Below are 15857 nucleotides of genomic sequence, written 5' to 3'. Positions count from 1 at the left end.
TACCGAATCCAGGAGCGTTCCATCATGATGAAAGGTCAACTCGCCGGGCTGATGAAGCAAGCCCAGCAGATGCAGGAAAACATGAAGAAGATGCAGGAGCAGCTGGCCCTGATCGAGGTCGAGGGCCAGTCCGGCGCCGGTCTCGTCAAGGTGGTCATGACCTGCAAGAACGACGTCAAGCGCGTCACCATCGACCCCAGCCTGCTGGCCGAGGGCGAGGACAAGGACCTGCTGGAAGACCTGGTCGCCGCCGCCTTCAATGACGCCGTGCGCAAGGCCGAGGCCACCACGCAGGAAAAAATGGGCTCGATGACCTCGGGCCTGCCGCTGCCCCCGGGCTTCAAGCTGCCGTTCTGAAGGCAAGCGTGAAAGCGGGTGTGAAGGGTTCCGCGCCGACATCGCTGCAGGCACTGGTCGAGGCGCTGCGGGTGCTGCCCGGCGTCGGGCCCAAGTCGGCCCAGCGCATGGCGTACCACCTGCTGCAGCATGACCGCGAGGGCGCGCGCAAGCTGGGCGACGCGCTGCGCGGCGCGGCGGACCATATCCGCCACTGCCAGCGCTGCAACACCTTCACCGAGCAGGAGATCTGCGAGACCTGCCTGGATGACCGCCGCGACGCCGCGCTGCTGTGCGTGGTGGAAACGCCGGCCGACCAGGTCATGATCGAGCAGACGCTGACTTACCGCGGCAAGTACTTCGTGCTGATGGGCCGGCTGTCGCCGCTGGACGGTATCGGCCCGCGCGAAATCCACCTGGACCGGCTGCTGGCGCGCGCCACCGAGCCGGATCTGGGCGGCCCGGTCGGCGAGGTCATCGTCGCCACCAACTTCACCAGCGAAGGCGAGGCCACCGCCCACTACATCGGCGAAATGCTGAAGGCGCGCGGCCTCAAGGTGTCGCGCCTCGCGCGCGGCGTGCCGGTCGGCGGCGAGCTCGAATACGTCGACGCCGGCACCATCGCGCGTGCGGTGATGGACCGCCGCAACCTCTGATCCCGGCCGAGCGGGGCGGCATGCCCGCGCCCCGCGTCCCGGATCCTTCCGCGTCCCTGCCTGCCCCATGAACCTGGCCCGCTTCGATCTCGTCACGCTTGGCTTGTTCGTCGCCGTGGCACGGCAGGGCAGCATCTCCGCCGGCGCGCGCCAGTCGCACCTCGCCGTGGCCGCGGCCAGCAAGCGCATTTCGGACCTTGAGACCGCGGTCGGCGCGCCGCTGTTTTTCCGCCATGCCGCCGGCGTGCAGCTGACCGAAGCCGGGCAGGCCTGCTTCCACCATGCGCTGACCATCCTGCAGGATGTGGAGCGCATGGCCGGCGTGATGTCCGACTATGCGTCCGGCGTGCGTGGGCAGGTGCGCGTCTGTGCCAACACCTCGGCGATCACGCAGTTCCTGCCGGACGACCTGGCGTCGTTCATGCAGCGCCATCCCACCATCCGCATCGAGCTGGAGGAGCAGAACAGCCGCGACATCGTCGCCGCGCTGGTGGAGAACCGCGCCGACGTCGGCATCTTTGCCGACCGCACGCCGGCGGCGGGGCTGATGACGGTCGAGTACCGCCAGGACGAGCTGGTCATCATCACGCCGCCCAACCACCCGCTGGCTGCGCGCGGCCCGGTGCGCTACGCCGATACGCTCGAATTCGACTTCGTCAGCCTGCCGCAGGAAACCTCGCTGGCGGCGCGTCTGCTGGAAGAAAGCAGCCGGCTCGACCGGCCGTTCCGGCTGCGCATCCAGGTGCGCAGTTTCGACGCCATGTGCCGCATGGTGATGGCCGGACTCGGCGTGGGCGTGCTGCCGCGCATCGCCGCCGAGCCGCACGTCAAGTCGATGGGTTTGTCGCTGGTGTCGCTGCAGGATGCCTGGGCGCGCCGCTCGCTGCTGATCGGCCTGCGTGACCCGGCGGGCCTGACGGTGTCGGCGCGGCTGCTGATCACCCATCTGTGCGGGGACAGGGCGCCGTTCTGACGCCCTGGGCGCCAGGCCCCCGGGGCCTTTCGCGTTCCGAGAAAACCCGCTTCTCCGATTGCCGATTCCTGGCTTGCCCCTGGCTGGGGCACACTCCGTGCCAATGACAGACGCGGCGGTATCGGTCCCACGGATCGAATTTTCGCAGCGCAACAAATCCCCCGCATTGCACGGAGACACGCCATGGCGCAACAGATCCTCGAGGGCATCCGCGTCCTCGAACTCGGACAACTTATCGCCGGCCCTTTTGCCGCGAAGACCCTGGCCGATTTCGGCGCCCACATCATCAAGGTAGAGCCGCCCGGGCAGGGCGATCCGCTGCGCAAATGGCGCATGCTGCATGAGGGCACGTCGGTGTGGTGGGAGGCACAGTCGCGCAACAAGGAGTCGATCTGCATCGACCTGCGCCAGCCGGAAGGGCAGGCGCTGGTGCGCAAGCTGGCCGCCGAGGCCGATGTGCTGATCGAGAACTTCCGCCCCGGCACCATGGAAAAGTGGGGCCTGGGCTGGGACGTGCTGCATGCCGACAACCCGCGCCTGATCATGCTGCGCGTGTCGGGCTACGGCCAGACCGGCCCGAAGAAGGACGAGCCGGGCTTTGCCGCGGTGGCCGAGGCCATGGCGGGACTGCGTCACCTGACCGGCGAGCCGGGCCGCGCGCCGGTGCGCGCCGGGTTGTCGCTGGGCGATACCATCGCCGGGCTGCACGGCGCCATGGGCGTGCTGCTGGCGCTGTACCAGCGCGATGCGCGCGGCGGCGAAGGGCAGGTGATCGACGTGGCGCTGTACGAATCGCTGTTCAACCTGAGCGAAAGCCTGCTGCCTGAATACTCCGCCTTCGGCGCGGTGCGCCAGCCCGCCGGCGGCGCGCTGCCCGGCATCGCCCCGTCCAACGCCTATCCCTGCAGCAGTGGCGAATACGTGCTGGTGGCGGCCAACGGCGATGCCATTTTCAAGCGCATGATGCTGGCAATCGGCCGGCCCGACCTGGCCGATGACCCGGCGCTGGCCCAGAACGACGGCCGCGTCAAACGCGTCGACGAGATCGATGCCGCCATTGCCGACTGGACCCGCACGCAGACGGTGGAATCGGTGCTTGCCGTGCTGCGCGAGGCGCAGGTGCCGTCGGGCCGCATCTATACCGTCAAGGACATTGCCGAAGACCCGCATTACCGCGCCCGCGGCGTGATCGAGTCGGTGACCTCGGCCGGCGGCCTGACCGTGGAAGTGCCGGGCGTGGTGCCCAGGCTGTCGGCCAGTCCGGGCGGCATCCATGACCGCGCGCCCACGCTGGGCGAGCATACCGATGCGGTGCTGAAGCAGGCGGGCTTCGATGATGCCGCCATCGCCGACCTGCGCGCGCGCAAGGTGATCGCATGAGCGCCGCCGCCCAGTTGCGCGGCCCGGCCCGCGTCGAAATCAATGAAGTCGCGCCGCGCGACGGCCTGCAGATCGAGCCGGTGGTGGTGCGTACCGACGGCAAGGTTGCCTTCGTCGACGCGCTGTCGGCGAGCGGCTTCGCCCGTATCGAAGCCACCTCGTTCACGTCGGCACGCGCCATCCCCGCGCTGGCAGATGCCGAAGCAGTGATGCACCAGATCCAGCGCTTCCCCGGCGTGCGCTACACCGTGCTGGTGCCCAACCTGCGTGGCCTGGAACGCGCGCTGTCGTGCCGGCCGGACGAGGTCAACCTGGTGATGTCGGCCAGCGAGACGCACAACCGCGCCAACCTGCGCATGACGCGCGAGCAATCGCAGGCGCAATTGCTGGCGATGATCGAAGCCGCCAGCGCCGCTGGCGTGCCGGTCAATGTCTCGCTGTCCACGGTATTCGGCTGCCCATTCGAGGGCGAGGTCGAGGCCGACGCGGTGATGGCGCTGGCCACGCGCTTCGCCGAAGCCGGCGCGGCGGGCATCACGCTGTGCGACACCACCGGCATGGCCTATCCCACGCAAGTGGCCGCGCTGTGCGAGCGCTTCCAGGCGTCGCTGCCCGGCACCGGCCTGACCATCCACCTGCACAACACGCGCGGCATGGGCCTGGCCAATGCGCTGGCGGCCTGGGAGACAGGCGTGACCCGCTTCGACGCGGCCGCCGGCGGCCTGGGCGGTTGCCCGTACGCGCCCGGTGCCAGCGGCAACGTCAGCACCGAGGACCTGGTCCACATGTTCGACTGCATGGGCGTGCAGACCGGGGTCAGCCTCGGTGCGCTGCTCGACGCGGTGGCCGGCCTGCCCGCGCTGGTCGGCCGCGACATCCACAGCCAGTTGCTCAGCGCCGGCCCGCGCCTGCGCACGCACCAGCCACCGGCATGGATGGCGGAGCATTTCGCGGCACAAGGCTAGTGCCGCCGCACCCGGACAACAACAAGACATTGGCAATACAAATGGAGACCCTCATGAAGCAAGCCCTTCAACGCATCGCTGCCAAGCCCGCCACCACCACTTTTGCTGTCCGGCGCAAGGCCGCCGCCGCCACGCTGGCGGCGCTCGGTGCCGCGTGGCTGGCGCCTTCCGCGCTGGCGCAGGACGCCTATCCCAGCCGCCCGATCACGCTGGTGGTATCCGCCGCGGCTGGCGGCACCACCGACATCGCGGCGCGGATGATTTCGGAGCCGCTGTCCAAGGCGCTCGGCCAGCCGGTCGTGGTCGACAACAAGCCCGGCGGCAATGGCGGCATCGCCGCGCAACTGGTGGCGCGCGCCAAGCCGGACGGCTACACGCTGATGCTGCAGTACTCGGGCTTCCACGTGATCACGCCGCTGCTGATGAAGAACCTGTCGTGGGATCCGGTCAAGGACTTCGCGCCGGTGGCCAATATCCTCTCGGCGCCGCAGGTGCTGGTGGTGCGCCAGAACCTGCCGGTCAAGTCGCTGAAGGAGCTGGTCGCGTATGCCAAGGCCAACCCGGACAAGCTCAACTACGCGTCCTCGGGCAACGGTTCGCTGCAGCACGTCTCGACCGAGCTGCTGAACCAGATGGCCGGTACAAAGATCGCGCACGTTCCGTACAAGGGCACCGGCCCGGCCATCACCGACCTGCTGGGCGGCACGGTCGACCTGACCATGACCACGCCGCCGCCGCTGATGGGCCATATCGCCGCGGGCAAGCTGCGGCCGCTGGTGGTGACCAGCAAGACGCGCCTGCCGAGCCTGAAGGACGTGCCGTCGGCGCCCGAGGCTGGCTACCCCGACCTCGACGTGTCGTCATGGTTCGCGATGTATGCGCCGGCCGGCACGCCCAAGGCCGTGATCGACAAGCTCACCGGCGAGATCGAGAAGATCATGCGTACCGAAGCCTTTCGCAAGAAGGCCGAGGAACTGGGCGCCGAGGCGAAGTACATGAACCCGCAGCAGCTGGCGCAGTACCAGAAGGCGGAACTGGCGCGCTGGGGCAAGGTGATCAAGTCCGCGGACATTCACGCCGAATAAGGAGCAGGGCAGTACGGCAAGCAGGCCGCGCGACGCGCGGCCTGCTTGCCGTGGGGCAACGGGCGGATAGGTAGAGATACCGATGCGGACCCGCCATCCACCCGGTAGCATCGCAACTTGCCGCACGGCGGCACGCCGTGTTTTCGCGCATCGCCGTCCGGATCCAAACGGAAAGGAAACGGACAGGAAACGGGTAGGAGACAAGCATGTATAAGAAGAAATTCTGGAAGCAGTTCCTGATCGCGCTGGCGTTGTTCCTGGCCGGCTGGTTTACCTTCGGCCATGCGCAGGCGCAGGGCAAGCCAGAGAAAACCAAGGTCACCATCGCGGTCGGCGGCAAGAACCTGTTTTACTACCTGCCGCTGACCATCGCCGAGCGCCAGGGCTACTTCAAGGACGAAGGCCTGGACGTCGAGATCGTCGACTTCGCCGGCGGCGCCAAGGCGCTGCAGGCCGTGGTGGGCGGCAGCGCCGACGTGGTCTCGGGCGCCTACGAGCACACCATCAACCTGCAGGCCAAGGGCCAGCGCTACCAGGAATTCGTGCTGCAGGGCCGGGCGCCGCAGATCGTGCTGGTGGTGTCGAACAAGACCATGCCCAACTTCAAGTCGATCGCTGACCTGAAGGGCAAGAAGATCGGCGTGACCGCGCCGGGGTCGTCGACCAACATGATGGCCAACTTCGTGCTGGCCAAGCATGGGCTGAAGCCGTCGGACGTGTCGTTCATCGGCGTGGGCGCCAGCGCCGGCGCCGTGGCTGCGATGCGTTCGGGCCAGATCGATGCGATGGCCAACCTCGACCCGGTGATCTCGATGCTGACGCAAAAGAACGAGGTGCGCGTCGCCTCGGACACGCGCACGCTCAAGGACACGCAGGCGGTGTTCGGCGGCAACATGCCGTCGGGCTGCCTGTATGCGTCGCAGGCCTTTATCCAGCAGAACCCCAATACCACGCAGGCACTGACCAATGCCATGGTGCGCGCGCTGAAGTGGCTGCAGAAGGCGGGCCCGTCGGACATCGTCAAGACCGTGCCGGAAAGCTACCTGCTGGGCGATCGCGCGCTGTACCTGGCCGCGTGGGACAAGGTCAAGGAAGCGATCTCGCCGGACGGCACCATGCCGGCCGATGGTCCGCGCACCGCGCTGAACACGCTGCAGCAGTTCGACGCCGAACTCAAGGGCAAGCCGGTCAAGCTGGAAGAGACCTATACCAACGCCTTCGTGCAGAAGGCGAACGCCAGGTACAAGTAAGACCGCATCGCCGACGACACCGGCCCGCTGCCCGCAGCGGGCCTTTGCTTTGCGGCAGCGGCAGACATTTCCTCATCACTCGCCGGCGGCACGGACGGCGAACGACACGGCCACCATGAGCACTCCCGCACTTTCCCTCGACAAGGTCACCTGCACCTTTGTCTCGCGCGATGACCGCAGCCAGCGCTATACCGCGGTCAAGGACGTCACGCTGTCGATCCAGCCGGGCGAGTTCGTCTCGGTGGTTGGCCCGACCGGCTGCGGCAAGTCGACGCTGCTGAATGTCGGCGCCGGCCTGCTGGAGCCCTCCAGCGGCGAAGTATGCGTGTTCGGCGAACCGCTGCGCGGCATCAACCGGCGCGCCGGCTACATGTTCCAGACCGAGGCGCTGATGCCGTGGCGCAGCGCGCTCGACAACGTCGTCGCCGGGCTTGAGTTCCGCGGCGTGGCGCGCGCCGAGGCTGTGCGGCAGGGCGAGGACTGGCTGCGCCGCGTGGGCCTGGGCGGCTTCGGCGACCGTTATCCGCATCAGCTTTCCGGCGGCATGCGCAAGCGCGTGGCGCTGGCGCAGACGCTGGTGCTGGATCCGGACATCATCCTGATGGACGAACCGTTCTCCGCGCTCGATATCCAGACGCGCCAGCTGATGGAGAACGAGGTGCTGGACCTGTGGGCCGCAAAACGCAAGGCGGTGCTGTTCATCACGCACGACCTCGACGAGGCCATCGCCATGAGCGACCGCGTGGTGGTGTTGTCGGCAGGCCCGGCTACGCATCCCATCGGCGAGTTCGCCATCGACCTGCCGCGCCCGCGCGACGTGGCCGAGATCCGCAACCATCCGCGCTTTGTCGAACTGCACGCCGCGATCTGGGACGTGCTGCGCGAGGAAGTGCTCAAGGGCTATGCGCAGCAGCGCAAGGTGGCCTGAGCCCGCCCATTGCAACGTCATTACAACGACAACCGAACGACAACCGAATCCCGATGGCATTCCGTAACGACTCCAAGGGCATGCTGCGCGTCTGGCAGCTGCTGGTGCTGGTAGTGATCCTGGGTGTCTGGCACATCGCCACGCGCTCGCAGCAGGTCGCCTTCTTCTTCGGCGAACCGCTGATGGTCGCGCAGCGGATCTGGAACTGGTTCTTCATCGAGCGCGATATCTACCTGCACCTGGGCGTGACGCTGCTCGAGACCGTGCTGGCCTTCGGCATCGGCACGCTGGCGGGCCTCGGCGTGGGCCTGTGGCTGGCGCTGAGCCCGATGACCTCGGCGATCCTGGATCCCTACGTCAAGGCCATGAACTCGATGCCGCGCGTGATCCTGGCGCCGATCTTCGCGGTGTGGTTCGGCCTGGGGATCTGGTCGAAGGTGGCGCTGGCGGTGACGCTGGTGTTCTTTATCGTCTTCTTCAATGTCTATCAGGGCGTCAAGGAAGTGAGCCCGGTGGTGCTCGCCAACGCGCGCATGCTGGGCGCCAACCAGCATCAGCTGCTGCGCCATGTGTACCTCCCGAGTGCAACCAGCTGGGTGTTTTCGTCGCTGCACACCTCGGTGGGACTGGCTTTTGTCGGTGCGGTGGTGGGCGAATACCTGGGCTCGGCACGGGGCGTGGGCTATCTGATCCTGCAGGCCGAGGGCACCTTCGACATCAACACGGTGTTCGCCGGCATCGTGGTGCTGACGGCGTTTGCGCTGATGCTGGACTGGATGGTCGGCATCGGCGAGAAGCGGCTGATGAAGTGGCAGCCCAGAAACGGGGAGACGGAGAAGCTGTAAGCGGGCTGGCCTCGCCCTCGTCCTCGCCCTCATTCTCGCCCTCGTTTCCTGCATCCGCCACGCCGAAGCGGACCGAGGCGGTCAGCCCGCCACCAGGCGTCTCTGACAGCGCCACGCTGGCGCCGTGCAACCGCGCGATCTCGCGCACGATCGACAGGCCCAGTCCGGTGCCTTCCGCGGACTGTCCGCTCTCGCCGCGATAGAAGCGGCGGAACACCGCATCCCGCTCGGCAGGCGCGATGCCTGGACCGTTATCCACCACCTGCAGCACCGGCACGCCGGCCGTCAGTGCAACGCGCACGGTGACCACCGCGCCACGGCCGGCATAGCGGATCGCATTGTCGATCAGGTTGCCGGTCAGCTCCTGCAGCAGCTCGGCCTGTCCGTCGAGCTGCACCGGTCCGTTCTGCTCGAAGCCCAGGTCGACGTCGCCGCCGCGCGCCACCGGTGCCCATTCCAGCGCCACGCCCTGCGCCAGCGTATCGAGTCGCAGCGGCCGCAGCGTGGGTTCATAGCCTGCATCCGGTTCCAGCCGCGACAGCGACAGCAGCTGCTGCACGCCCTTGGACGCATGCCGCACGGTGCCGTGCAGCAGCCGCATATGCTCGCGCACGCGTTCGCCATCGCATTCGCGCAATGCCAGTTCGGATTGCGCCTGGATGATCGCCAGCGGCGTCTTGAGCTGGTGCGCGGCATCGGCAAAGAAGCGCTTGCGCGCCTGCACCATGCGGTATAGCCGCGCCATGTACTGGTTGAGCGCCTGCACCAGCGGCTTCATCTCGGCAGGCAGGTCCTTCTGCTCGATCGGATCGAGCTGGGTGCCGCGGCGTCCGACCGCGTCCGAGAGCCGGTGCAGCGGCCGCAGCCCGCGCCGCACGCCGAACCAGACGATGGCCAGCGCCAGCGTCACCAGCATCAGCTCCTGCAGCAGAGAGCCGATCAGGATGTCGCGCGCCAGCAGCTGGCGCGGCTCGATGGTTTCGCCGACCAGCACCCACACCAGCCGCGTGCGTGCCGAGCCGACGTCGTGGACCGGCAGGGGCTGCGCGGCCATGCGCAGTGCCTGTTCCCGGAACGCGGTGTCGTAGAACACGGTGCGGTAGAGCTGCAGCGGCGCCTTGGCGGGCATCGGCAGGTCCTCGTAGCCGGTCACGGTGGCGCCGTCTTCGTCGCGGATGCGGTAGTAGATGTGCGGGCCGGCCTGGTCGTCGAACAGTTCCAGCGCGAGGTTAGGCAGGTCCACGTCGAGCCGCCCCTCGCGCAGCCGGATGCCTTCGCGCATCGCGCGCAGCGACGCTTCCAGCGTGCGGTCGAAGGCGGTATGCGCGGCCGACATGGCGCGCTGGTACGTCAGCCAGGCATCGAGGGCGAGCAGGCCCATCAGCGGCACCAGCAGCCACAGCGACAGCTGCAGCCGCAGGCTGGGCGGCTGGCGCGGGATCTTCATGGTGGCCGGTCTCAGGGCGATCGCAGGCGGATCAGGCCGACGTCGGCCGCGACTCGAGCAGGTAGCCGAGTCCGCGCAGCGTGACGATGGCCACGCCGCTGCCGTCGAGCTTCTTGCGCAGCCGGTGCACGTAGATCTCGATCGCGTCCGGGTTCACCGATTCGTCGATGCCGTAGATCTTCTCCGACAGCGCCGCCTTGTTGACCGCGCGGCCGTCCCGCAGCATCAGCACCTCCAGCACGGCGCGCTCGCGGCCGGTCAGGGCCAGCAGCTCGCCGTGCAGCTTGAACGCGCGGCTGATGCTGTCGTAGTGGAGCGGGCCGAACGCCAGCTGCGTGTTGTCATGCCCGTGGCTGCGGCGGATCAGCGCGCGGGCGCGCGCCTCCAGTTCGGATAGGTCGAACGGCTTGGCCAGGTAGTCGTCGGCGCCGAGGTCGAGGCCGCGCACGCGGTCTTCCACCGAGCCATGCGCGGTCAGGATCAGCACCGGCAGCGGGTTGCGGCGCTGGCGCAGGCGGCGCAGCACCTCCAGCCCGTCGAGCCCGGGAAGGCCGAGGTCCAGGATCAGCAGCGCGTAGTCCTGGGTGCACAGCAGGCTGTCGGCGCTGCGGCCGTCGTGCATGCAGTCGACCGTGAAGCCGGCCTGGCCCAGAGCCTGGTTCAGCGAGTTGGCCAGCATCACATTGTCTTCGGCAAGCAGGATACGCATGGAACGGGTGGAACTGGAATAGGGCGAAAAGATCGGCAAAGCGGCACGGCCATCCGGCCGGATGGCCGAGGCCAGACTGATACAGCGATCTGCTGCGGCTTAGAAGCTAGGGAAACCCCCAACTCCGCCCGGCGTCGCCACACGCGAATTGCCCCGATTCCGAAAGCGAACTGAAAGTGCGCGTGGCCTACCATCCGCCCCGTTCCAGCATCAAGACCACAACAAGCACTCAAAGCAAGGAGACAGCATGAAGCGTACGGCCATGGCAATCGCGACGATGGGACTGGCTGCAGCCGGGTCGGCATCCGCCCAGTCGAGCGTGACCCTGTACGGGCTGGTGGACGCCGGTATCGAATACGTCAGCCATGCCGGCCCGGACGGGTCGGCGGTGAAGCTGACCTCGGGCGGCAAGAACACGTCGCGCTGGGGTATCCGCGGCAGCGAAGACCTGGGCGGCGGGCTCAAGGCCATCTTCAACCTGGAAAGCGGCATCGCTATCGATACCGGCCGGCTGGACAGCGACAACACGCTGTTCGATCGCCGCGCCACCGTGGGGCTGTCTGGCCGGTATGGCCAGGTGGTGCTGGGCCGCACCTTCACCACCACCTACGACTTCATGCTGCCGTTCGATCCGATGGGCTATGCGCCGGCCTATTCGTGGGCCACGTCGTCGACCGCCACCGGCGGGCGCAAGGACGGCCTGTTCTCGCGCGCTTCCAATGCGATCCGCTATGACGGCAGCTTTGGCGGACTGAAGCTGGGCGCGACCATGGCGCTGGGCGAAGTGGCGGGGGACTTCAAGAGCTCGTCCAAGTACGCGCTCGGCGTCGGCTACAACGCCGGTAAGTTCGCCGCGGCGGCGACATGGGACCGCCAGAACGGTGCCGGCACCAGCACCACGCCGGCCGACAGCACCGACTACATCCAGGGCATCCACGCCGGCGCCAGCTACGCCTTCGGCGACCTGAAACTGTACGCCGGCTACCGCAACTACAAGCGCACCTTCACCACCGGCGCACCGGACGACCGCAGCGACATGTACTGGGGCGGCGCCAGTTTCGACTTCACTCCGGCGTTCACGCTGTACGGCGCGGTCTACAAGCAGAACATCAAGGGCGGCAACAACGCCGACCCGATCCTGTTCTCGCTGCGCGGCCAGTACGCGCTGTCCAAGCGCACGCTGGCCTACCTGTCGGTGGGCTATGCGGAAGCCCGCAATGGGCAGAACGTGAGCGTGTCGCGCGACCTGGTCGGCTATGCCAGCAACCAGACCGGCGTGATGGCCGGCCTGCAGCACCGCTTCTGACGGGAGAGACCTGCGGAATGACGATTGGGAACTGCCTGCCGCCCTGGCGTAGGGGTGTACGCCGACAAGGTCGGCAGGCAGCTTGAGGCGCGTTGCCTCAGCGGGCGCAGGGCGTTGCCGCACGTCCTGCGCCTTTCTTTTACCGGCGGCCGGGCAGGGCGCCCGCCGCCTGGTGCGTGCTTCAGGGCACGATCACGATCTTGCCGGTCACCTTGCGCGCTTCCATGTCCTTCAGCGCCTGCGGTGCCTGTTCCAGCGGATAGCGCGCCGAGATATGCGGGCGGATCTTGCCTTCCTTCATCCAGCCCAGCATCTGCGCCATGTTGGCCTGGTTGGCCCTGGGCTCGCGGCGCACGAAGTCGCCCCAGAACACGCCCACCAGCGATGCGCCCTTGAGCAGCGCCAGGTTCAGCGGCAGCCTCGGGATCTCGCCATTGGCAAATCCCACCACCAGGTAGCGGCCGCGCCAGCCGATCGAGCGGAACGCCGGCTCGGCATAGATGCCGCCCACCGGGTCGTAGACGACATCCGGGCCCTTGCCGTCGGTCAGCGCCTTGACGCGCTCGCGCAGGTCTTCGGTGCTGTAGTTGATCAGCGCATCGGCGCCGTGCTCCTTGCACACCGCCAGCTTTTCGTCGGTCGACGCGGCGGCGATCACGCGCGCGCCGATGGCCTTGCCAATCTCGATCGCCGCGATGCCCACGCCGCCGGCCGCGCCGAGGACCAGCATGGTCTGGCCCGCCTTCAACTCGCCGCGGTCGATCACCGCATGGTGCGAAGTGCCGTAGGTCAGCGTGAAGGCCGCGGCGGTCTCGAAGTCGATGCCCGGCGGCATCGGCACCACCGAGGCGGCGGGCGCCTTGGCCTGCGTGGCAAATGCGCCGTTGCCGAGGTAGGCGATGACCTTGTCGCCCGGCTTCACGTGGGTGACGCCTTCGCCCACCGCATTGACCACGCCGGCCAGTTCGGAGCCGGGGCTGAACGGCAGGGCAGGCTTGGCCTGGTATTTGTTCTGGATGATGAGCACATCCGGGAAGTTGACGGCGGCCGCCTTCACGTCGATGACCACTTCGCCCGCGCCCGGCACCAGGTCAGGCAGGGTTTCCACGGTCAGCGAATCAGGGGGGCCCCAGGCTTTGCACAGTACGGCTTTCATCTTGTCTCCGTTCGATATGTGTGGCATTCCGCGCCAGTCAAGCTTATGCGGGCGGGCAGGGCAAGTGTAGCGTACAAATAGCACGGTCGTTCTGTTCCATGCCGAAGCCGCGGTGCCGGTTATTTGCGCCCTGCATACCGGGTCGCAGCGTGCACCCGGACGCGATTCCGGCGCGGCGCACGGGGCGCTTGTGCGGCGCGCGCTCAGGTACAATCGCGCCATGCATATCCTCCTTGCCAACGATGACGGTTATCTCGCGCCGGGACTGGCCGTTCTGCATGCGGCGCTCGCCCCGCTGGGCCGGATCACGGTCATTGCGCCCGAGCAGAACCACAGCGGCGCTTCCAACTCTCTGACGCTGCAGCGCCCGCTGTCGATCTACGAAGCGCGCGAAGGCGTGCAGAAGGGATTCCGCTTCGTCAACGGCACGCCGACCGACTGCGTGCACATCGCGCTGACCGGCCTGCTGGAAGAGAAGCCCGACCTGGTGGTGTCCGGCATCAACCAGGGACAGAACATGGGCGAGGACGTGCTGTATTCCGGCACCGTCGCCGCCGCCATCGAAGGCTATCTGCTCGGCATCCCGGCGGTGGCCTTCTCGCAGGTCGACAAGGGCTGGGAGCACCTCGATGCGGCCGCGCGCGTCGCGCGCACCGTGGTCGAGCGCATCATCAGCCAGCCGCCCGCCGAGCCCTTCCTGCTCAACGTCAATATTCCGAGCCTGCCGTTCGAACACATCAAGGGCTATCTCGCCACGCGCCTGGGCAAGCGCCATCCTTCGCAGCCGGTGATCACGCAGGTGAATCCGCGCGGCGACACCAACTACTGGATCGGCCCGGCCGGCGATGCGCGCGATGCCAGCGAAGGCACGGACTTCCATGCCACCGCCGCCGGCTATGTCTCGCTGACGCCGTTGCAGCTCGACCTGACCCATCGCGGGCAGCTCGACGCGCTCGACCAGTGGCTGAAGTAGGCAGCCGCTTCGCAGTGTCGCGCCCCCGATGAGTTCCACGCCCCGACGCAACAAGTTCCCCCTGCCGCTGGACGCGGTCGTCGAACGCAAGCCCGCACCGGCCCGCACCGCCGGCATGCCGGCCGTCGACGCGCGGCGCACGGGGACGGCCGCGCCGCCGGCCGTACCGCCCAAGCCGGCCAAGCCAAGGCTGCCGCGTACCGCCGCGCCGGCGCCTGCGCCCGCACCCGCGAGCGCCGTGGAGCAGCGCGCCTCGGCGGCCACGGCCGGCGGCGGCGGCATGGCGTCCGCGCGCGCGCGTACCGCGCTGGCGGCCCGGCTGCGCACCGGCGGCATCCGCGACGAGCGCGTGCTGTCGGCCATCGCCACGGTGCCGCGCCACCTGTTCGTCGAGCCGGGGCTGGCATCGCAGGCGTATGAAGACGCCGCGCTGCCGATCGGCCACCAGCAGACCATTTCCAAGCCATCGGTGGTGGCGCGCATGATCGAGCTGCTGCGCGACGGCCTGGCCGCCGACACGCCGCTGGAGCGCGTGCTGGAGATCGGCACCGGCTGCGGCTACCAGGCCGCGGTGCTGAGCCAGGTGGCGCGCGAAGTTTTCTCGATCGAGCGCATCCGGCCGCTGCATGAACAGGCCAAGGCGAACCTGCGCCCGCTGCGCGTGCCCAACCTTCGCCTGCACTATGGCGACGGCATGCTCGGGCTGCCGCAGGCGGCCCCGTTCTCGGCCATCATCCTGGCCGCCGCCGGCATGGAGGTGCCACAGGCGCTGCTGGAACAACTGGAGGTGGGCGGGCGGCTGATCGCCCCGGTGGCCGTGGCGCCGCCGGCGGGCGTGCCCGGCCAGACGGTAACGCAACAGCTGCTGCTGATCGAGCGGCGCAACCGCCATCGCTTTCACAGAACCGCGCTTGAAGCCGTTTTCTTTGTGCCCTTAAAATCGGGCACCATCTGAGTCGAACTATGCACAACATCGTGAAATCGCAATATTTCGCACGCGCCGGTCAACTTTTTACGGCTTCTGCGCTGACGGCCTTGCTTGCCGCCTGCGCTAATTCGCCGATGCCGGCCCCTGTCGTTGACCGCACCTCCACCTCGGGCGCGGCCGCCGCGTCGATGGAGCCGGCACCGCCGGGATACTATCGGGTCAAGCGAGGCGATACGCTTTATCGAATCGCCCTGGAGAACGGCCAGTCGTACCGTGATGTCGCGACCTGGAACAACCTGTCCAATGTGAACCAGATCGAAGTTGGCCAGTTGTTGCGCATCGTGCCTCCGGGCGCCGATGTCAACGCCGCGCCCGGGGTTTCCACTACGCCGATCGCCCCGGCCACGGTGCAGTCCCAGCCGATCGACCAGGCGCGCCCCGTGGGCACGCCCGCGCCGCCGTCTGCGGCTGCAACGCCGGCAGCGCCGGCAACGCCTGCGGCAGCGGCAGCGGCAGCGGCCGCCACCCCGGCCGCGCCGGCCGCCGACGGCGCGATCAAGCTGGCCTGGCCGGCAACCGGCCAGATGGTCGGTAAATTCGACGACAAGGGTAATAAAGGCATCGATATTGCGGGCACGAAGGGCGATGCGGTGCTGGCCGCCGATGATGGCCGAGTGATTCACGTTGGCCCCTTGCGCGGCTACGGGAATCTTGTCATCATCAAACACAACGAGACATTTCTTACTGCGTACGGGCACAACGAAAAGGTGCTCGTGGCAGAGCAATCCGCGGTCCGCAAGGGCCAGAAGATTGCGGAGATGGGCAACAGTGATACCGACCGGGTGAAGCTTCACTTCGAAGTTCGCAAGAACGGAAAACCGGTTGATCCGATGCGGTACCTGCCGCCACAGTGAGGGTTC

General features: G+C 67.8%; 15 protein-coding genes and 1 pseudogene. 13 read left to right on the top strand and 3 right to left on the bottom strand.

Translation table 11 applies throughout. The annotated features are described in order from the left end of the window. Positions 1-24 precede the first annotated feature (24 nt). The 9 genes from VSR71_RS00530 (at position 25) to VSR71_RS00490 (ending at position 8418) form a co-directional block, all read left to right on the top strand. Complete coding sequence (locus VSR71_RS00530) at positions 25-357, top strand: YbaB/EbfC family nucleoid-associated protein (protein WP_062800650.1); 333 nt, start codon at positions 25-27, stop codon at positions 355-357. A gap of 20 nt (positions 358-377) precedes the next feature. After that, entirely contained in the window at positions 378-992 is a 615-nt protein-coding gene (recR, locus tag VSR71_RS00525) for a recombination mediator RecR (RefSeq protein ID WP_342912658.1), read from the top strand. Between the two features lie 67 nt (positions 993-1059). After that, positions 1060-1965, top strand: coding sequence for a LysR substrate-binding domain-containing protein (locus VSR71_RS00520; protein ID WP_209753781.1), 906 nt, complete (start codon positions 1060-1062; stop codon positions 1963-1965). Positions 1966-2148: 183 nt separating this feature from the next. Further along, on the top strand, positions 2149-3345 hold the full coding sequence (locus tag VSR71_RS00515; RefSeq protein ID WP_209771769.1) for a CaiB/BaiF CoA transferase family protein: 1197 nt from the start codon (positions 2149-2151) through the stop codon (positions 3343-3345). Next, on the top strand, positions 3342-4310 hold the full coding sequence (locus VSR71_RS00510) for a hydroxymethylglutaryl-CoA lyase (protein ID WP_342912044.1): 969 nt from the start codon (positions 3342-3344) through the stop codon (positions 4308-4310). Before VSR71_RS00515 ends, VSR71_RS00510 begins: the two co-directional genes overlap by 4 nt. A 53-nt stretch (positions 4311-4363) precedes the next feature. Further along, positions 4364-5395 carry a tripartite tricarboxylate transporter substrate binding protein gene (locus tag VSR71_RS00505; protein ID WP_342912043.1) on the top strand — a complete coding sequence of 344 codons (1032 nt, stop codon included), beginning with the start codon at positions 4364-4366 and terminating at the stop codon, positions 5393-5395. A 206-nt stretch (positions 5396-5601) separates the two neighbouring features. Further along, a complete protein-coding gene (locus VSR71_RS00500; protein ID WP_342912042.1) occupies positions 5602-6645 on the top strand; it encodes an ABC transporter substrate-binding protein in 1044 nt (347 codons plus the stop codon). Positions 6646-6760: 115 nt separating this feature from the next. Continuing rightward, the gene (locus VSR71_RS00495; protein WP_342912041.1) at positions 6761-7573 is read left to right on the top strand and encodes an ABC transporter ATP-binding protein; all 813 of its coding nucleotides are present in this window, start codon (positions 6761-6763) and stop codon (positions 7571-7573) included. Between the two features lie 53 nt (positions 7574-7626). Then, positions 7627-8418, top strand: a complete 792-nt coding sequence (locus VSR71_RS00490; RefSeq protein WP_342912040.1) for an ABC transporter permease — start codon at positions 7627-7629, stop codon at positions 8416-8418. A gap of 46 nt (positions 8419-8464) precedes the next feature. Here VSR71_RS00490 and VSR71_RS00485 read toward each other — a convergent pair. Both VSR71_RS00485 and VSR71_RS00480 read right to left on the bottom strand, forming a co-directional pair. After that, positions 8465-9865, bottom strand: a pseudogene (locus VSR71_RS00485) (sensor histidine kinase N-terminal domain-containing protein); the annotation flags it as partial. Between the two features lie 31 nt (positions 9866-9896). Then, positions 9897-10574 (bottom strand): response regulator, encoded by a 678-nt coding sequence (locus VSR71_RS00480; protein WP_342912039.1) that lies wholly within the window; start codon positions 10572-10574, stop codon positions 9897-9899. A gap of 247 nt (positions 10575-10821) precedes the next feature. Here VSR71_RS00480 and VSR71_RS00475 point away from each other — a divergent pair, with 247 nt between their 5' ends. Further along, positions 10822-11880, top strand: a complete 1059-nt coding sequence (locus VSR71_RS00475) for a porin (RefSeq protein WP_342912038.1) — start codon at positions 10822-10824, stop codon at positions 11878-11880. Positions 11881-12061: 181 nt separating this feature from the next. On the opposite strand, the gene VSR71_RS00470 is transcribed toward VSR71_RS00475, so the two are convergent. After that, positions 12062-13036: an NADPH:quinone oxidoreductase family protein gene (locus VSR71_RS00470; protein WP_342912037.1), complete on the bottom strand. Its 975-nt coding sequence runs from the start codon at positions 13034-13036 to the stop codon at positions 12062-12064. Positions 13037-13256: 220 nt separating this feature from the next. Between VSR71_RS00470 and surE the strand changes: the two genes are divergently transcribed. From surE to VSR71_RS00455, 3 genes are read left to right on the top strand one after another with little or no spacing between them, the layout of a single operon-like run. Further along, a complete protein-coding gene (gene surE / locus VSR71_RS00465) occupies positions 13257-14009 on the top strand; it encodes a 5'/3'-nucleotidase SurE (protein WP_342912036.1) in 753 nt (250 codons plus the stop codon). 28 nt (positions 14010-14037) lie between these two features. Then, on the top strand, positions 14038-14964 hold the full coding sequence (locus VSR71_RS00460) for a protein-L-isoaspartate(D-aspartate) O-methyltransferase (RefSeq protein ID WP_342912035.1): 927 nt from the start codon (positions 14038-14040) through the stop codon (positions 14962-14964). An 8-nt stretch (positions 14965-14972) separates the two neighbouring features. After that, positions 14973-15851: a peptidoglycan DD-metalloendopeptidase family protein gene (locus VSR71_RS00455; protein ID WP_342912034.1), complete on the top strand. Its 879-nt coding sequence runs from the start codon at positions 14973-14975 to the stop codon at positions 15849-15851. Positions 15852-15857: the final 6 nt, after the last annotated feature.

Origin of the sequence: Cupriavidus oxalaticus (genome assembly GCF_038900635.1) — a bacterium.
GTDB classification, from domain to species: domain Bacteria; phylum Pseudomonadota; class Gammaproteobacteria; order Burkholderiales; family Burkholderiaceae; genus Cupriavidus; species Cupriavidus oxalaticus_B.
Note: the sequence above shows the minus strand (reverse complement) of the source record. Positions and strands in the feature narration are given on the sequence as shown.